The organism is Mesorhizobium sp. B4-1-4, from assembly GCF_006439395.2.
Taxonomy (GTDB): Bacteria; Pseudomonadota; Alphaproteobacteria; order Rhizobiales; family Rhizobiaceae; genus Mesorhizobium.
On the sequence record NZ_CP083950.1, the window covers coordinates 2,786,509 to 2,804,257 of the forward strand.

Consider the following 17,749-nt stretch of genomic DNA (forward strand, 5'->3'; position numbering starts at 1 on the left):
CACGTTTGCTTTGGGATGCTCCCGATGAAGCTCCAGGATGAAGCCCGTCACAAATCCGAAGATGTGAGCAACTCCGTCCTTGCGGACGTCGTGCTGGCTTTGCAGCGACGCATCGAGGTGAACCACCAGTTCGATATCCCTTATCTTGCCGGTTACAGCAAGGACGGGCGAACCGTCTATATCGATCGCCACTTGCCGCGAACCATGGCTTGGCAAGGTCAGTCAGTAAAGCTTGCGCCCTTTTTGGTCACACATGAAATCGTCGAGAAATCCCTCCTTGACCAATTGCGGCTTCACTATCTGCATGCCCATCAGATAGCACTGCGGACCGAGCGGGATGCCGTGCGCGCGGCCGGTGTCTCATGGCGGGCCTACCAAGCCTTGATGAAGCGCAACGAGAAGTCGATTGACGAGGAAAGGGTGCGAGCTGTCCCTCGCGACCTCGATTTGACGCCCTACCGGGATTTGGAGGATTTCCCCGTACTGGATCGGCTGGTCAAAGCTGCCGGATGAGCGGAACACGGTATCCCGGGGCGAACACCGGCCGCCGCGGAGCAGGCGAGCCTGGCTCCTCAACGATGAGTGCCGTTACCTCACGATTGGTCGTTCTGCCGAGGGCCAACGCTGGCACGCCTAGCTACCGCTGGTGGTGCCTGTGATGGCGCCTGTGGTGGTAATACCGGTGCGGGTAGTAGTACCGGCGCGGGTAGTAGTATCGGTGGTAATACCTGTGCCGATAGCCGAAGTACGGCCGGTAAGGCTGGTAGTACGGATCGCCGTAATACGGACCGTAATACGGGTTGTAATACGGGCGGTAGGCGAAGGGCATCCCTCCGAAGCCACCAAAATAGCCGCCGAAGGGTGGGAAGAGAAATTGTGCCTTGGTCGGTGACGTCACAGCGGCTGTGGCAGCAAGCGCGAGCACGGATGAGAGTATCAGTTTTCTCACGGTTACCTCCATTAGTTCGGTCTTGAATAACGCGGATTCTGGCGCCTCGTTCCGCAATCCGTCCCGGCCGCTGCGGCCTGAGATCCGAGACCGCCTTCCCAAGCAGGGCAATTTCGTGCGGATTTCCCAGCACCGCGCCGACCGCGATCCTCAGCGGCGTCTCGTCTGCCGGTAAGTTCCAAACACAAAGCCCGCCCCGGCTTGGCCGGGACGGGCTTTGCTCGTTCACAGTCCGGTGAATGAGCACTCGACGGGCACAAACCTTGTTCGAACGAAATAGTTCCTGCCTGCTCAGCCAATTGGCCTCTGGATCGAACGCTGACACGGCGAAGGCGCGACACTGGCGCACAATCGCTACCTTCAAAGCATCGCGCCCTGAGCAGCAACGATTGCCCGGACGCGAACGGCAAAGTCGCCCCTCGCCTCTCCAGCCGCGATCTGGGACTTCTGGCTGGCGAAGATCGGCGCGTAGATCGCATCTCGACCATAGGCTTCGCCACCGTCACGCGGCCGGCCCAAGCCGGTCCGGCATCGAACAGTGAGCCGGCTCATCAATGCTCTCACCGACGGCCTTTCGGCCCAGCTCTTGCCAACCGGATTAGCTGGTCCGTTGGCTGCTGCCTCGTTCGCGCTCCTCCGCCAGATTATAGCCGCAAAGCTGCCCGATGGCTGCCAGGCCTGTTGATCGCCACGAAGAAAGGTTCTGTCATGCGCTTGGTCTGGACGGTCATGTTTGCGCTCGCGAGCACTGCCGCTTTCGCGGCGTCGCCCGAGGACGACTATATCGCCGCGCGCGACAAGGCGATCGCGGCCATCACCGAGCTGAACAATTCGAATGCACCCGTGGAAACCCTCGATGCCGCCGATGCCAAGGCGCGGGCCGACCTCGAAGGGCGCCTGTCCGCCCTTCTCGGCCCCTTGACGGTCAAGGATTTCCCGACTAACGGCACCATCAATCTGGAAAGCCTGAGTGACTCCGATGTCGGATACGGCATGCTCGACGGGCTGCGATACACCCAGGGCGACGATGGCCCGAGCCTCGTGGCCACGACGCGGGGGCTGCTGGATCGCTGGCTCCAGGCCCGGGCCGCCGAGACCGACGAGGGTCTCAAACTGCCCACCGGCGTCGATGAGGCGCTGAAGCTCGATGCCTTCTACACCCAGGCGATCAACAGCGACGCCGCCTTCATGGGAACGCTCGACTTTCCGTTGAAAAAGCCCGAAGGCGCCGACATCGCCATGGCGCGGCTCGGCGGCTGGACGCAGGATGTCGGGCCGATCCACGAACAGCAGGTCGTCGTCACGCTCGTCAAGGGCAATAGCGTCATGATCGCTTCGGCGCCCGCCACGCCACCTGTTCCCAGGATCGCGGCCTGCGAGGCCTTGTGGACGTCCGCGGACGAGGCCGCCCAGAAACTGGCCGCCCAGGCATCCGAGACCAAGGACGAGAAGCTCTATGACACCGCCAATGCCGCCTGGGAAAAAGGCGACGGCGACTATCGCAAATGCATGGGCGACAAGCTGCCCAGCGACCCAGCCTTCCCCGCGCTGCTCACCCAGGCGCAGACGCTTGCCGACCACATGGCGGGCAAGTAGGGCGCAGGACGAGCGCCGGCGGCGAAGCTGACGCCGTGCCCACCTTACCCCTTGTCGCCTTCGCACCACATCACGATATTGTCGGTCGCGCTGGCCCCTGTTGAACGCGGTTGCCAGCGCAATTGAAAATGGTTGAAGGATGATCCCGGAACGTGCATGGCGCGGTGGGCAGAACGACTATGTGGGAATCTTGAAATGACGACGGATACCAAAGCGACGGAAACCAGGGCGTTCGAGGCTGATGTTTCGCGGCTTCTGCACATGATGGTGCACTCGGTCTATTCCGATAAGGACGTCTTCCTGCGCGAATTGATTTCCAACGCCGCCGACGCCTGCGAGAAGCTGCGCTTCGAGGCCGTCAGCCATCCCGAATTGCTGGCCGACGATCCCAAGCCGCGCATCTCGATCTCGGCCGATCCGGACAACAAACGGATCGTTGTCGAGGACAACGGCATCGGCATGAGCCGCGACGACATGGCCGAGGCGCTGGGCACCATCGCCCGCTCGGGCACGCGCGCCTTCATCGAGCGCGTCGGCTCCGGCACCGAGGACACGCAGCTCATCGGCCAGTTCGGCGTCGGCTTCTACTCCGCCTTCATGGTGGCCGACCGGGTCGACGTCATCAGCCGGCTGGCGGGAAGCGAGGAGGCCTGGCGCTGGTCGTCCGACGGCAAGGGTTCCTACGAGATCGCGCCGGCCCCGCTTGAAGCAGCACCCAAGCGCGGCACCCGCGTCATGCTGCATCTCATGGACGATGCCGTATCCTACACCGGGTCCTACCGGCTCGAGCAACTGGCCAAGTCGCAGTCGGGCCATGTGCCGGTGCCGATCACGCTGGTCGAAAAACCCGGCGCCGAGGCGCGCGACATCGCCGACGGCACCGCGCTCTGGGTCCGGCCGAAGACCGAGATCAAGCCCGAGGAATACACCGACTTCTACCGCGGCGTCGCCGGCCAGTATGACGAGCCGGCCGCCACCATCCATTTCCGCGCCGAAGGCCGACAGGAATACTCGGTGCTCGCCTTCGTGCCCGGCTCGCGCCCGTTCGACCTCTTCGACCAGGACCGCAAGGGCCGCATGAAGCTCTATGTGCGCCGCGTCTTCATCACCGACGATGCCGACCTTCTGCCGCGCTACCTGCGCTTCGTGCGCGGACTGGTCGATTCCGCCGACCTGCCGCTCAACGTCTCACGCGAGATGATCCAGGAAAGCCCGCTGCTCGCCGCGATCCGCAAGGGCCTCACCAACCGCGTGCTCGGCGACCTCGCCAAGCTGGCGGAGAATGAAGTCGAGCCTATGCCAAGATCTGGGACAATTTCGGCGTCGTCCTCAAGGAAGGGCTTTACGAGGATTACGAGCGGCGCGAGCAATTGCTGAAGCTTGCCCGCTTCCGCTCGACCGCATCGGGCGAAGGCTGGCGCGGCCTCGCCGACTATGTCGCCGCGATGAAGGAAGGCCAGAAGGCGATCTTCTTCATGGCCGGTGACGACCGCGCCCGGCTCGAAGCCTCGCCGCAGCTCGAAGGCTTCAAGGCGCGCGGCATCGAGGTTCTGCTGCTCACTGACCCTGTCGACAGTTTCTGGGTGACGATGGCGCCGGAATTCGATGGCAAGCCGTTCAAGTCGGTAACACAGGGCGTGGCCGAACTTTCCGACATTCCGCTGCTCGACGAGGCGAAGAAGCCGGAGACGGCGGCGACGCCTGAGGTCGATGGCTTTCTGGCTTTCGTCAAGACGGCGCTTGGCGATGCCGTCTCGGACGTCAAGGCCTCGGACCGCCTGACCGAAAGCGCGGTCTGCCTCGTGGCGCCGGAACATGGCCCGGACCGGCAGTTCGAACGGCTGATGAACGCCGCCGGCCGCCTCGACAAGGCCGCCAAGCCCATTCTCGAGATCAACCCCCGGCACGACCGCGTGCTGGCGCTGGCCAGCCTCGGCGACGACGAGCAGGCCTTCAAGGACGATGCAGCCCACCTTCTCTACGACGAGGCGCGCGTGCTTGACGGCGACAAGCCGGCGGACGCCAGGGCTTTTTCCCAGCGCCTCGCCCGGCTGATCGAGCGCGGCCTGCCGAAGGGCTGAGGGCCGCTTCATGGCCTGAACAGGATAAAGCCCGGGCGCCGCCAAGCGCCCAGGCTTTTGATCTCGATCATGCCGGTTCAGTTCTTGCCGACGCCGGCGGCGGCCTGCTCGATGAGCTTGGCGACAGATGCGGGATCGGAGACGTAGACCGCGTGGCTGCCGGGCACTTCGACCGTTGTCGCGCCAGCCCTATTTGCCATCTGGCGCTGTGCCGGCGGCGGGATCATATGGTCGTCGGTGGCGACGAGATACCAGCTCGGCTTCACCCTCCAGGCCGGCTTGGTGACCTTGCCTTCGAGTGCGGCCACGGCCCACGGCACTTGCGAGTCCGCCATGAAGGAGGCGAGCGAGGGACGCACGTCGGCGGCGAACGAGGCGGCGAACTTGGCCTTGTCGAGCATCAGGAAGCCGTCGACGGGCGGCAGGATCGGTGGCACGGCTGCGCCTGGAGGTGGGTTGGCGATCAGGGTCGCGACCGACTCGCCGGCATCCGCCGCGAAGGCCGCGATGTAGACGACGGCTGAAACCTTGGGATCGGTGCCGGCCTCCGACACCACGACGCCGCCATAGGAGTGGCCGACCAGGATGACGTTGCCGGGAGCGGCGGCGATGGCGCGCTTGGTGAAAGCGACGTCGTCGGCGAGCGAGGTGGTCGGGTTCTGCACGATGGTGACGTCGTAGCCGTCCTTCTTGAGCTGGTTATAGACCCCTTCCCAGCCGGAGCCATCGACGAAGCCGCCATGGACGAGGACGACGGAATTTGCTGCGGTGTTGGACATTTGAGTTCTCCTTTTCAAATCGTTGTTTGCGTTGGTTGCAGGAGGACTATGCGCCGGGGCCGCCGCGCTCGCTTTGAGGCGGCATTCAGGACCTCTTGATTTTCCCTTGAGAGGGCTTTGATTTTGCGGTCACGACACGTCTACAGTGTCCAGGTCAGCGTTTCCGCCTCATCTGGAGCCAGCAATTTGCCGTATCTTTTCGAGGATTTCGCTCTGGACGGTGACCGACGTGAACTGCGTAAGGGAAACGAGCTGGTCCCGGTCGAACCGCAGGTGTTCGACCTCTTGCAATATCTGATCCGCAATCGCGAGCGGGTGGTCAGCAAGGACGATCTGGTCGATGCGGTCTGGCAGGGGCGCATCGTCTCCGACGCCACGCTGGCCAGCCGCGTCAATGCCGCCCGCGGCGCCCTTCAGGACAATGGCGAGCAGCAGCGCCTCGTCCGCACCATCCTGCGCCGGGGCTTTCGTTTCGTCGGCACCGTGCGCGAGGAAGCCGCGGCCGAGGCGGCGGCGCCGGTGGAGAAACCGAAGCCCGACCTCGGCATACCCGCCCGCCCCTCCATCGCCGTGCTGCCTTTCGTGAACATGAGCGGCGATGCCGATCAGGACTATTTTGCCGACGGCATGGTCGAGGACATCATCACCGGCCTGTCGCGCATCCGCTGGCTGTTCGTCATCGCGCGGAATTCGAGCTTCACCTACAAGGGCCGTGCCGTCGACGTGAAGCAGGTCGGGCGCGAACTCGGCGTGCGCTATGTGCTGGAAGGCTCGGTGCGCAAGGTCGGCAGCCGCGTGCGCATCACCGGCCAGCTGATCGACGCCGAGGATGGCAGCCATCTGTGGGCCGAACGCTACGACCGCGAACTGACCGACGTGTTCGCGCTGCAGGACGAGATCACCGTCAGCGTGGTCGCGGCCATAGAGCCCAATCTGCGCCGGGCCGAGATCGAGCGCGTCAAGCGCCAGCGCCCCGACAGTCTCGACGCCTACGACCTTTTTCTGCGCGCCCTGCCCGACGTCTACACCTTCATGCCGCAGGGCGCGGCCAAGGGCCTGCCGCTGCTCGACCAGGCGCTGGCCATCGAGCCGAATTACGCGCTTGCCCATGGCTTTGCCGCCTGGGCGCATCAAACCCTTTTCATACGCGGCGGCATGCTGGCACAGCACCGCGAGAAGGCGTCCCGCCACGCCCACGCCGCGATCGAGCATGGCTCGGGCGACGCCATGGCACTGGCCCTGGCCGGCTTCACCATCGGCCTGGTGGAACATGACCGCGGGCTGGCCGACGAGGCGTTCGCGCAGGCCCTGTCGCTCAGCGCCTCCTGCGCCTTCGTCTATGCCTTCGGCTGCGTGCCGGTGGCATATGGCGGCGACGCGGCCCGCGCCATCGACTGGTGCGAGCTGGCGATGCGGCTCTCCCCGCTCGACGCCATGAGCTGCGTGCCGCAAGGCATTATCGGCTTCGGCAATTTTCTGTCCGGCCGGCACGAACAGGCGATCGCGGCAGGCCGCAGGGCGGTCGAGCTCAACCCAGGTTTCAGCATCCTGCACGGCTGGCTGGCCGCCCCCCTCGCCAAGCTCGGCCGGATCGAGGAGGCAAGGGCGTCGGCCGCACGGCTGATGTCGCTCGAACCGCATTTCACCATTGGCCGCTGGTCCGCCGCCGTCGGAATCGCCCCTGGCATAATCGACGACGTCACCGACGCCCTGCACGTGGCCGGCCTGCCGGCGTAGAAGGCGATCTGCCGCCGACAGGTTCAGCGTCCAGCCGGCAACACGCGGATATCCACTGGCTCAATCGCCGACTGTAGACATCGCGCCGCCAATCACCCAATCTTGGCTCGGGAACAAAACAGGCGCTTCAAAGAAGCGCGGACGTCCGGGTGCTCATGGAACGACGATGGACATTGTATGATCCGCGGCTGGCGTGGATGCTGGTCGCGCCGGTGCTCCTGCTGCTGATCTTCTTCCTGGTGCTGCCGATCGCCGTGATGGCGGCCTTCACCTTCTTCACCTTCGTCACCGCCGGCGTGGAAACCAGCGCGTTGACGACCGCGAACTGGCACGAATTCCTGACCGACAGCTATTATTCGGGCTTCCTTCTGAAGACGCTGCGGGTCGGCGCGATCACCGCGCTGCTCTGCGGGGTGCTGGGCTATTTTCCCGCCTATTTCATCTGGGCGACGACCTTCAAGCACAAATGGCTGCTGCTTCTCCTGCTCATCGTGCCGTTCTGGATCAGCTTCACCATCCGCACCTTTTCCTGGATCAACATCCTGGGCGAACAGGGCGTCATCAACGTCGCGCTGCTGAAGCTCGGCATCATCAACGAGCCGCTGCCGATGCTCTACAATGAGGGCGCGGTCATCCTGGGCATGCTGCACTTCCTGCTGCCCTACATGATCCTCAACGTCTATGTCAGCCTCGAAGGCATCGACCGCACGCTGATTTCGGCGGCCCGCTCGATGGGCTGCACCAGCGCACAGGCGTTCCGCGAGGTCACCATGCCGCTGTCGCTGCCCGGCCTGGCGGCAGGCCTGCTGCTCTGCTTCGTGCTTGCCGCCGGCAGCTATGTGACGCCGCAATTGCTGGGCTCCGGCCGCGACGCTCTGTTCGGCAATTTGATCTACGACACCATCATGGGCGAGCTGAACTGGCCGATGGGCGCCACGCTTTCGATCGTGCTGTTCGTCGTGCTCGGCTTCTTCGCCGCCGTCTACACCCGCTACATGGGCATGTCGCAGATCGTCAAAGGGCTTGGCGGATGAGAGGGACACGGCGCAAGCAGGAAGGCAGATGGGCCTGGCGGCTGACCGGCTTCGTGACGGTCTGCGTCTACATCTTCATGTTCGCGCCGATCGTGGCGACGGTGGTCCTGTCGTTCAACGCCTCGATGTTCGGCGGCTTCCCGATGACCGGGTTTTCCCTGCAATGGTACGCCAAGCTGATGACCAATGAGGCCGTGCTGGCCGCCTTCCGCACCTCGCTGTGGATCGCGCTGGTCACCGCCGCCGTCACCACCGCGATAGGCGTCGTCACCGCGTTCGCGCTGGTGCGCTTCGAATTCCCCGGCAAGCAGGCGCTGAGCACGCTGGTGATCCTGCCGGCGCTGGTGCCGGAGACCATCCTCGGCGTCGGCCTGCTGGTGCTGATCAAGGCCATCGACCAGCCAAGGACCATGCTTCTGCTGGTCCTCGGCCATATCCTGCTCGCCGTGCCCTATGTGGTGCTGATTACCCAGGCGCGCATGGTCGGCATAAGGCGCGTCTATGAGGAGGCCGCACTCTCGCTCGGCGCCTCACGGCTTTCGTCCTTCCGCGAGATCACGCTGCCGCTGCTCATTCCGGCCGTGGTGGGGGGCGCCCTGCTCGCCTTCACCATCTCCTTCGACAACACCTCGGCCAGCCTGTTCTGGCGGCCGGCGGGCGTCGAGACCATGCCCACCCAGATTCTATCGATGCTCAAGATCTCGATCAGCCCGGAGATCAACGCGCTCGGCACCGTGATGATCCTGGTGACCGTCGGCATCCCGCTGCTCGGCGGCCTGATCCTGCAGAGCCTGACAAGATTGAAAAGACGTGGCGAACCAAAGGAGGAGATGAAATGAAACTCACCAACAGCAAGCGGCTGGAACGGCTGCAAGACCGATACATGAATGGCGGCCTCAGCCGCCGCACCTTCCTGACGCTGACGGCTGCCGCGGCCGCCTCGGCCGGCCTCGACATGCCGTGGATGCGGCAGGCGCTCGCGGCCGTCGAACAGGTCCGTTTCGACGGCTGGGGCGGCACGGTGCAGGACGCGATCGACAAATATGCCTTCCAGCCCTACACGGCCAAGACCAAGATCAAGGTGGTCCAGGGCACGTTCGGCGACGAGGACGAGATCATCACCAAGATCAAGACCGCCAAGCCCGGCGACTACCAGGTCATCCATTCCTCCGGCGTCAACTACTACATCAAATACGTCAACGGCGGCCTGACCTCGGAGATCAACGAGGCCAACATTCCCAACATGGTGAATGTGCTGCAGCCAATGATCGAGCCGTTCCGCAAGCTGACGCCGAAGCTGTCGGCCGTGCCCTACGACTACGGCACGACGGGCATCGCCTACAACACCAAGGTGATCTCGCCGGAGGAAGCCAAGGAAAAGGGCGCGGCACTGCTGCTCGACAAGAAGTACGCCGGCAAGGTCGGCGGCTATGACGACATGACCACGCGCGTCTGGTACGCCGCGCTCGCCACCGGACAGGACCCCAACGCCATCAAGGACATGGACGCGATCTGGGCCAAGGTGCGCGAGACGCGCGACCTCGCCAAGAAGTTCTGGAGCTCCGGCGCCGAGCTGATGGACCTGCTCTCCAAGGGCGAGATCGTGGTGACCGATGCCTGGTCGGGCCGCGTCGCCGCCTTGCAGGACCAGGGCCATCCGATCGGCTATCTTGACCCGGCGGGTTCCTATGCCTGGATGGAAGACATGCTGATCCTGAAGGGCTCGCCGATGGCCGAGTGCGAGGAACTGATCAACTTCATGCTCGACCCGGCGACTTCGATCGCGGTGGCGGAAGGCCAGAGCTATCCGCCGTCGCTCGACCCGACAAAGGTCAAGCTGACCCAGAAGATCGAGAAGCTGCCTGCCTTCGACAAGACCGGCACGATGAAGACGCTGACCTTCGCCGATCCGGTCTACTGGGCGACCAACGAGGACGCCTGGACCAAGCAGTGGAACAGGATCTCCAAAGGTGCCTGACAGCCAGAACCTGACCGAAGCACCCCGGCCGGAAGCGGCCGGGGTTGCCAAAGCCGGCGCGGCGAGACCCGCCCCGGTCGGCGCCGAGGCGGACAGCCCGGCGGTCGAATTCCGCAACATCGACATCGCCTATGGCAAGTTCGTCGCCGTGCGCGATTTCTCGCTGTCGATCCGCAAGGGCAGCTTCGTCACCCTGCTCGGGCCTTCGGGCTGCGGCAAGACGACGATCCTGCGCTCCATCGCCGGCCTGGTCGACATTTCGGGCGGCCAGATCATGATCGATGGGCGGCGCGTCGACGACGTGCCGATCTACAAGCGCAACATCGGGCTTGTCTTCCAGAGCTACGCGCTGTTCCCGCACAAGACCGTATTCGACAATGTCGCCTTCGGCCTGAAGTACCGCAACGTGCCGAAGCCCGAAATCAAGCGCAGGGTCGGCAAGGCGCTCGAGATGGTGCGGCTGCCGGGCAGCGAGAAGAAGCTGCCCTCGCAACTGTCGGGCGGGCAACAGCAGCGCATTGCGCTCGCCCGCGCCATCGTCTTCGAGCCGCAGGTGCTTTTGCTGGACGAGCCGCTGTCGGCGCTCGACGCCAACATGCGCGAGGAGATGCGCGTCGAGATCAAGAAGATCCAGAAGGAAACCGGCATCACCGCCATCTTCGTCACCCACGACCAGGAAGAGGCGCTCTCCATGTCGGATCGCATCGTGGTGATGAATGCGGGCTCGGCCGAGCAGGTCGGCACGCCAGAGGAGGTCTACGAGGCGCCGGCCACCGCATTCGTCGCCGACTTCCTCGGCAAGGCCAACATGCTCGCCGGCACGGTGAGCGGATCCGGCCAGGGAACAGCGACTGTGGTGCTTGCCACTGGCCAGACGATCAACGTGGGCTGCCCAAGGCCGCTTGCCCAAGGCAGCAAGGTCACGGTGGTGGTGCGGCCGCAGAAACTGTCGGTCGGCGCGGCGGCGAGTGCCAACCGGCTGTCCGGCCGCGTCGTCGCCGCCTCCTACCTGGGCGGCAGCGCCATCTACGAGGTCGATATCGGCGGCAAGAGCAGCATCCGCGCCAATGCGCCGATCAGTGGCCGCGTGCTTCGCGAGGGCGAGGCAATCGACCTCGGCTTCGATCCCGAAGGCTGCGTCCTGCTCGACGGGGACGGCCGGCGGATTTCGTGATGCAGCGCCATGCGGCTATCTGCGTTGCGGATCAACGCAACGCCTTGGCATGGCATCCGGCGACCTTCGCCGATGAAATCGAGCCTTCCAGCGATTCCCCGTGCTAAAGGAACTGTTTGAGCCCGGTTTCGGTTGTCTCCTGTGCGCCGTTCCACGGAGGCAGTTGAAGAGCGAAGATGACACATGAACCCGGCGAAAAGACAACGCGGTTCCTTTCGCAAGATCCTGAGCGGCATCGTTGCCACCATCGCCGCCGCCCCTGACCGCCCAGCGAAGCGCGGCATGAGCACCGCCACGCCGTCAATCGTCGCCGAATGGCCGCTGCCGCCATCGGCGACGCTTGGCTCCTCCTTGCGCCTGAAGGGCATCGAACGCGAAATCCGCGCCAGGCTGCGTTGGACGGTGAGGAAATTCGCCAGGGTCGAGACGGGCCGCATCGTGTTGCGCATGCCGCAAGCCGACGCGGATGCGTTCCAGGCCGCATCGGCGATCATCTCCGACACGCTGGAGGGGATCGAAGCCCTGGTCGTGCTTCCGCGAGAGGCGGAGGACATTCTCGCCATCTCTGCGCGCGAGCGCCACAAATGGCTGAAGGATGGCCGCCTGAAGAGCATCGGCACGCGCACCGTGAAGATGCGCGGGCGATCCAGGAAGGTAACCTTCCATGTCTTCGACCCACGGCACATCGAGGACATTCTCGATCGTGACCTTGCGGCCACCTGGCGGGAGGACGATGCGCGGGAAGTGTCCGAAAACAGACGGCGCGGGGCCGGCAAGGCGGCGCTCACTCGTGCAGGCAAGCGGACGGACAAGGCTCGCAAGACCAGAAATCCGGCAAAGGACGATGCTCCAGCGCCACGGCTCGAAGGCTGGGACGCGTTCGAGGCGGAAGGATTGCTCCGCTAAGGGGCTGCTCTCAGCCGCTTTGGCCCGCGAGACCGAACGCCGAAATCCGGGGCAACTGTCGGGAACGACCCTGGTCGTTCGTCCTATGGGTGCCAGGCGCAACGATCGAACCCGACCGATTACCCATCCGGAGCCTTTCCAATGACCCCCACCATCACCGCCTTTGCACGATCCCCCGACCGCGGCAGCGGACAGGCACGCGACATGCGCGTTCGCTGGGCACTGGAGGAAGTGGGCCAGCCCTACGACGTTCGCCTCGTGTCGTTCCGCGCGATGAAGGAGCCTGCGCACCGTGCGCTCCAACCTTTCGGACAGATTCCGACCTATGAGCAAGGTGATCTCGCGCTGTTCGACTCCGGCGCGATCGTGTTTCATATCGCCGAGCGCCATGCGGGCCTGCTGCCCGATGACGCGAATGCCCGAGCCCGCGCGGTCATGTGGATGTTTGCCGCCGTCAGCACGATGGAGCCGGCGATCGTCGAACGGGAAGTCGCCGTGCTCGTTGAGGGCAAGGAGAGCTGGCACGAGCAGCGCCTGCCCATGGTCGAGGATCGTATTCGCGGTCGCCTCGGCGAACTCTCCGACCGGCTCGGCGATGCCGACTGGCTCGATGGCGCCTTCAGCGCCGGCGACCTTCTGATGGTAATGGTGCTGCGCCGGTTGAACCGGTCGGGCTTGCTGGACGAACACCCAAACCTCGCCGCCTATGTCGCGCGCGGCGAAGCGCGGCCCGCCTTCCAGCGCGCCTTCGCCGCCCAGCTGGCGGTTTTCACCAACGCATCGAACGGTGGATGAGGTCAGGCGAACATTGCCGCCGGCGGCGGGTCGCGGTCGTCAGGCAGCGGAACGGGAGCGTATCCGACATAACGGGCGCTCAAGCGTGCCTGCCCTTTCGAACGTGACCGCAGTGTCTCCTCCAATTCGAACGTGGTTGCCAGCGGCACCATGGCGTTGATGACAATGGCGACATCGCGGGTTTCCTCTTCCCGGATCTGGCCACGGCGGCTTTTCAATTCGCCGATGATGCTCACGACAAAGTCCGCCGGCGTCACCACCTCGACCTTCATGATCGGCTCCAGCAGTTTTACGCCGAGATGCGGAGCGGCTTCGCGAATGCAGGCGCGACCGGCGATTTCGAAAGCCAGGGGCTCGATATCGTGCCAGGCGGCATCCACCAGGGTCGCCTTGACACCGATCATCGGAAAGCCCGCAAACGGCCCCGCCGAGAGGATGCTGCGCAGCCCTTTTTCGACCCCTGCAATACAATCGTTCGGAACCGCAGAGCCGACGATGCTGGACGCGAGCGCGAAGTCCGGTTCATACGCGTTCGGCTCGAACATGATCCTGACGCGGGCGAACTGACCCACGCCACCGGACTGCTTGTTGTGGGTGTAGTTCTGCCGGTGGCTGCGGGTAATCGTCTCGCGATAGGCCACCTGCGGAGAGCCGATATTCACATTGATTTTGAACTCACCGCGCACGCGGTCGATGATGTTGTCGAGCTCAAGTTTACCCATGAAGGCGATGATCGTCTGGCCCGATTCCTCATCCCGCTTGACGTTGAACCAGGGATCCTCGTCCGCCAGCTTCGACAAGGCGATATGCAGTTTCTCCTGATCGGCTTTCGATTTTGGCTCGATCGCGATTTGCAGCAAAGGCCATGGCGCGGCGGGCGTTTCCATGACGTTATGATCGCAGTTTGGCCAGATGTCTGCAACGGGAGAGGAAAGGCGCCGCCGTCTCCCTTCTCAGCTTCTCAGAGCTCGGCGCCTCCTGCGAATAAGGCAGGTGCGCTTACGGATATTTCATCTGACTTGCGCCTGCCGAACTTGTATCGCCCTGCAACTCCTTTGGCAGGGGACGGCTCGAGCATTGCAGATGCACATTGCGGGCAAACAGTTTTCGCTGTTTCTGCTCATGCTCCTTGACGGCTGCTATGAGCCCCAATCCATATGGGCCGAGTGCTGCGAATTCCCAACCCGGGTGCTGTTTTTCGCGAAGCTCGTAGTCTGAAGCCGCCGCCCGGGCCTGCTGGCATGCCGGCGATGCCCATTTCTGGTCCTGCTGCGAAAGCGACGCTCCATAGTCGACCGGAGAGGTCGCGCACCCAGCCGCTGTCGCGGCCAATGCGGACATTGCAAGTCTCACCGCAATTCCCATCCGGAAGCCCTTCCCGACCATTGTGGAGAGTGGACGGAACTCTTGCCCTCACAAGGAGATCGTTCTGATAAAGCAGCCCGGGACGCGGTTGCACCAGGCCGGCGCATACAATCGCGAGCCGGGTGGCTGCGATCGGTCGCCCCTAGCTCCGCAGTCCCGGCGCTTCCTGTCCTGTCCTCTCCACATACTCCGTATAACCGCCGCCATAGGTGTGAATACCTTCCGGGGTCAGTTCCAGCACACGGTTGGAGAGTGCCGCCAGGAAATGCCGGTCGTGCGAGACGAACAGCATGGTGCCTTCATATTGCGAAAGCGCCTCGATCAGCATCTGCTTGGTGGTGATGTCCAGATGGTTGGTCGGCTCGTCGAGCACCAGCAGGTTGGGCGGGTCGAACAGCATCAGCGCCATCACCAGCCGCGCCTTCTCGCCGCCCGACAGCACCCGGCATTTCTTCTCGATCTCGTCGCCGGAAAAGCCGAAGCAGCCGGCGAGTGCCCTCAGCGGCGCCTGGCCGGCCTGCGGGAAATTGTGTTCCAGCGTCTGGAACACGGTGCGCTCGCCTTCGAGCAGTTCCATGGCGTGCTGGGCGAAATAGCCCATCTTCACGCTCGGCCCCCGCGCCACCGTGCCGGTGTCAGGATCGGAAGCGCCGGCCACCAGCTTCAAAAGCGTCGACTTGCCGGCGCCATTGACGCCCATGATGCACCAGCGTTCGCGCCGGCGGACCTGGAAGTCGAGCCCCTCATAGATGGTACGGCTGCCATAGGCCTTGTGGACGTTCTTCAAGGTCACGACATCCTCGCCGCAGCGCGGCGCCGGCTGGAACTCGAAATTCACCACCTGGCGGCGCTTGGGCGGCTCGACGCGGTCGATCTTGTCGAGCTTCTTCACCCGGCTCTGCACCTGCGCGGCATGCGAGGCGCGCGCCTTGAAGCGCTCGATGAAGGCGATCTCCTTGGCCAGCATCGCCTGCTGGCGCTCGAACTGCGCCTGCTGCTGCTTGTCGGCGATCGCCCGCTGCTGCTGGTAGAATTCATAGTTGCCCGAGTAAGCGGTGAGCGAACCGGCATCGATCTCGACGATCTTGTTGACGATGCGGTTCATGAACTCGCGGTCGTGCGAGGTCATCAACAGCGCGCCGTCATAGCCTTTCAGGAACTGCTCCAGCCAGATCAGGCTTTCGAGGTCGAGATGGTTGGACGGCTCGTCGAGCAGCATGACATCGGGCCGCATCAACAGGATGCGGGCCAGCGCCACGCGCATCTTCCAGCCGCCCGACAGCTTGCCGACATCGCCGTCCATCATCTCCTGGCTGAAACCCAGCCCGTCGAGCACCTCACGCGCCCGGCCGTCGAGCGCATAGCCGTCGAGTTCTTCGAAACGGTGCTGCGCCTCGCCATATTTCTCGATGATCTCGTCCATCCGGTCGGCCTGGTCGGGATCGGCCATGGCGGCCTCGAGTTCCGCCATCTCGGCCGCCACCTCGCTCACCGGCCCGGCGCCGTTCATCACTTCGGTGACGGCGCTGTGGCCCGCCATGTCGCCGACATCCTGGCTGAAATAGCCGATGGTGACACCGCGATCGACCTGCACCTGGCCCTCGTCCGGCTGCTCCTGGCCGGTGATCATGCGAAACAGCGTCGTCTTGCCGGCGCCGTTCGGACCGACAAGGCCAACCTTCTCGCCTTTCTGCAAGGCAGCCGAGGCTTCAATGAAGACGATCTGTCGGCCGTTCTGCTTGCCGATGCTTTCAAGTCTGATCATGGGTGGTCCAGGAAGCTCAAGCGGATTGGAGGATTTGCCCGCGCCCTTACGCGAATGACAGTGCGGGGGGAAGAGGCAGAAGCGCCGCAGATAGCCGATCTTCCCCTTGCGGGGAGATGGCCGGCAGGCCAGAGCGGGGGCGCTGTCCCGCCGCCCCTCTGGCCGTCGGCATGTGCGGAAGCGTTAGTAACTATGGCAACGCCTACGAAGTTGGTGATCCTTCGCGCCCCCCTCTGCCCTGCCGGGCATCTCCCCCACAAGGGGGGAGATTGGCAGCTTCAGCCCCCCGGAAACACTCCGGAAACAAGATTCAACACTTCAGAAAAACTGAGGAAAACATCAGCAGGCATAAGCAGCCCCGCGGCAACCGGACAGCGGTCGCCACATCAACGCAAAGGGATGGTCCCGACAATGCAACGACGTTTGACCGGATGGATGGGTGCCGTAGCCGGCATTTCGCTCGCCATGCTTGCGGTCGCACAGTCGGGCGCGGAAGCGGCGGCTACCCGGAGCGAATATTGCAGCCGGCTCGGTCTTCAACTCGACGGAGCCATCCAGACCAAAGCCGCCCCCGGTGCCAATGCGAGCCGGATCGCCCAGGCAACGGCCCTCCAGGACAGAGCGAACCGGTTCTGTGCCGAGCGCAAGCAGGCGCAAGGCATCCGGACTTACGCCAACGCCCTGAAGCTTCTGGGCGTGACGCCGGTAGACGTCGACCAGTGACGGCAACCTTGACTTCCTCCCGGAAAAAGCGCCACCCGCAGAAGCCCGCAAAAACAAGCGCTTACGGCAATTGCACGATTCAGACCGTGAAACACACAGCGTCACCTCCGGGGCGGTGCTTGCCGTTCAAGACATCACCACGGCGGTCCTCTTGCCGTGGCAGGAAAGCCATCAGCATGAATCGGGTGTCGGCGCACAGCGCACCATGCGAGCATCGATCCATCACGAGGATCGGCCATGCTCACGCTTCACGATTATCTGCCGTCGCAAAATGGCTGGAAAGTCCGGGCCCTGCTTGGATTGCTGAAGATCCCTTACCACACGCGCATCGTCTCGATTTTCGAGGGCGAGAGCCATACCGACGCCTTCCTGGCGCTCAACCCGGCCGGTGCGGTTCCCGTGCTTCAGCTCGAGGATGGCAGCGCCATCGCCGAATCCAATGCGATCCTCACCTACCTTGCCGAAGGCACGCCCCTGCTGCCTGATGACCGTTACCGGCAGGCGAAGGTCATGCAGTGGCTGTTCTTCGAACAGTACAATGTCGAGCCCGTCATCGGCTCGCTGCGCTTCTGGACCCTGACCGGACGACTTGAGCACAACCTGGCCATGGTGGCCGGCAAGCGCGAAGCCGGAGCACGAACGCTCGCCGCCCTGAACCGCAGCCTTGGCGAGACGCACTTCCTCACCGGAAACGATCTCACCATCGCCGACATCGCCGTCTATGCCTACAGCCACCGCGCCGAGGATTGCGGATTCCATCTTCCGGACTATCCGGCATTGCTCGCCTGGACCGGCCGCGTGCGCGACGCAATCGGACCCGGCTATCCCGTCCACCCCTATGGCATCGACCCGCATTCCGGAGCCTGA

The 17,749-nt window shown here is 63.9% G+C and carries 16 protein-coding genes and 2 pseudogenes; 12 read left to right on the forward strand and 6 right to left on the reverse strand.

The features are described from left to right. The first annotated feature begins 24 nt into the window (after positions 1-24). Complete coding sequence (locus FJW03_RS13515) at positions 25-513, forward strand: hypothetical protein (RefSeq protein ID WP_140766550.1); 489 nt, start codon at positions 25-27, stop codon at positions 511-513. Between the two features lie 124 nt (positions 514-637). Here the strand turns inward: FJW03_RS13515 and FJW03_RS13520 are convergent, their stop codons facing one another. Continuing rightward, on the reverse strand, positions 638-949 hold the full coding sequence (locus FJW03_RS13520; protein WP_140766551.1) for a hypothetical protein: 312 nt from the start codon (positions 947-949) through the stop codon (positions 638-640). Between the two features lie 360 nt (positions 950-1,309). Continuing rightward, entirely contained in the window at positions 1,310-1,501 is a 192-nt protein-coding gene (locus tag FJW03_RS13525) for a hypothetical protein (protein ID WP_140766552.1), read from the reverse strand. Positions 1,502-1,657: 156 nt separating this feature from the next. On the opposite strand from FJW03_RS13525, the gene FJW03_RS13530 reads away from it, so the two are divergent. Together FJW03_RS13530 and htpG are read left to right on the forward strand one after the other, a co-directional pair. After that, positions 1,658-2,545, forward strand: coding sequence for a hypothetical protein (locus FJW03_RS13530; RefSeq protein ID WP_140766553.1), 888 nt, complete (start codon positions 1,658-1,660; stop codon positions 2,543-2,545). Between the two features lie 195 nt (positions 2,546-2,740). Then, positions 2,741-4,626: pseudogene (gene htpG / locus FJW03_RS13535) on the forward strand (molecular chaperone HtpG). A gap of 77 nt (positions 4,627-4,703) precedes the next feature. Here the strand turns inward: htpG and FJW03_RS13540 are convergent. Then, positions 4,704-5,405, reverse strand: coding sequence for an alpha/beta fold hydrolase (locus FJW03_RS13540; protein ID WP_140766554.1), 702 nt, complete (start codon positions 5,403-5,405; stop codon positions 4,704-4,706). A gap of 186 nt (positions 5,406-5,591) precedes the next feature. Here FJW03_RS13540 and FJW03_RS13545 point away from each other — a divergent pair, with 186 nt between their 5' ends. From FJW03_RS13545 to FJW03_RS13575, 7 genes are all read left to right on the forward strand, one after another. Then, complete coding sequence (locus FJW03_RS13545) at positions 5,592-7,142, forward strand: winged helix-turn-helix domain-containing protein (RefSeq protein ID WP_140766555.1); 1,551 nt, start codon at positions 5,592-5,594, stop codon at positions 7,140-7,142. A gap of 155 nt (positions 7,143-7,297) precedes the next feature. Then, positions 7,298-8,176, forward strand: coding sequence for an ABC transporter permease (locus FJW03_RS13550; protein WP_140766556.1), 879 nt, complete (start codon positions 7,298-7,300; stop codon positions 8,174-8,176). Then, on the forward strand, positions 8,173-9,015 hold the full coding sequence (locus FJW03_RS13555; RefSeq protein ID WP_140766557.1) for an ABC transporter permease: 843 nt from the start codon (positions 8,173-8,175) through the stop codon (positions 9,013-9,015). Before FJW03_RS13550 ends, FJW03_RS13555 begins: the two co-directional genes overlap by 4 nt. Next, positions 9,012-10,154 carry an ABC transporter substrate-binding protein gene (locus FJW03_RS13560; RefSeq protein ID WP_140766558.1) on the forward strand — a complete coding sequence of 381 codons (1,143 nt, stop codon included), beginning with the start codon at positions 9,012-9,014 and terminating at the stop codon, positions 10,152-10,154. Before FJW03_RS13555 ends, FJW03_RS13560 begins: the two co-directional genes overlap by 4 nt. After that, positions 10,147-11,328, forward strand: coding sequence for an ABC transporter ATP-binding protein (locus FJW03_RS13565; protein WP_140766559.1), 1,182 nt, complete (start codon positions 10,147-10,149; stop codon positions 11,326-11,328). The genes FJW03_RS13560 and FJW03_RS13565 overlap by 8 nt, the downstream gene beginning before the upstream one ends. A 183-nt stretch (positions 11,329-11,511) precedes the next feature. Continuing rightward, positions 11,512-12,234 (forward strand): hypothetical protein, encoded by a 723-nt coding sequence (locus tag FJW03_RS13570; protein WP_140766560.1) that lies wholly within the window; start codon positions 11,512-11,514, stop codon positions 12,232-12,234. A gap of 141 nt (positions 12,235-12,375) precedes the next feature. Continuing rightward, the gene (locus tag FJW03_RS13575; protein WP_140766561.1) at positions 12,376-13,029 is read left to right on the forward strand and encodes a glutathione S-transferase family protein; all 654 of its coding nucleotides are present in this window, start codon (positions 12,376-12,378) and stop codon (positions 13,027-13,029) included. Positions 13,030-13,031: 2 nt separating this feature from the next. Here FJW03_RS13575 and fusA read toward each other — a convergent pair. The 3 genes and pseudogenes from fusA to FJW03_RS13590 form a co-directional block, all read right to left on the reverse strand. Further along, positions 13,032-13,919 (reverse strand): annotated as a pseudogene (gene fusA, locus FJW03_RS13580) (elongation factor G); the annotation flags it as partial. Positions 13,920-14,028: 109 nt separating this feature from the next. Further along, positions 14,029-14,394 (reverse strand): hypothetical protein, encoded by a 366-nt coding sequence (locus tag FJW03_RS13585; RefSeq protein ID WP_140611517.1) that lies wholly within the window; start codon positions 14,392-14,394, stop codon positions 14,029-14,031. 142 nt (positions 14,395-14,536) lie between these two features. After that, a complete protein-coding gene (locus tag FJW03_RS13590; protein WP_140611437.1) occupies positions 14,537-16,159 on the reverse strand; it encodes an ABC-F family ATP-binding cassette domain-containing protein in 1,623 nt (540 codons plus the stop codon). Between the two features lie 411 nt (positions 16,160-16,570). Here FJW03_RS13590 and FJW03_RS13595 point away from each other — a divergent pair, with 411 nt between their 5' ends. Both FJW03_RS13595 and FJW03_RS13600 read left to right on the forward strand, forming a co-directional pair. Beyond that, on the forward strand, positions 16,571-16,882 hold the full coding sequence (locus FJW03_RS13595) for a hypothetical protein (RefSeq protein ID WP_226890654.1): 312 nt from the start codon (positions 16,571-16,573) through the stop codon (positions 16,880-16,882). A 237-nt stretch (positions 16,883-17,119) separates the two neighbouring features. After that, positions 17,120-17,749, forward strand: a complete 630-nt coding sequence (locus FJW03_RS13600) for a glutathione S-transferase family protein (RefSeq protein ID WP_140694688.1) — start codon at positions 17,120-17,122, stop codon at positions 17,747-17,749.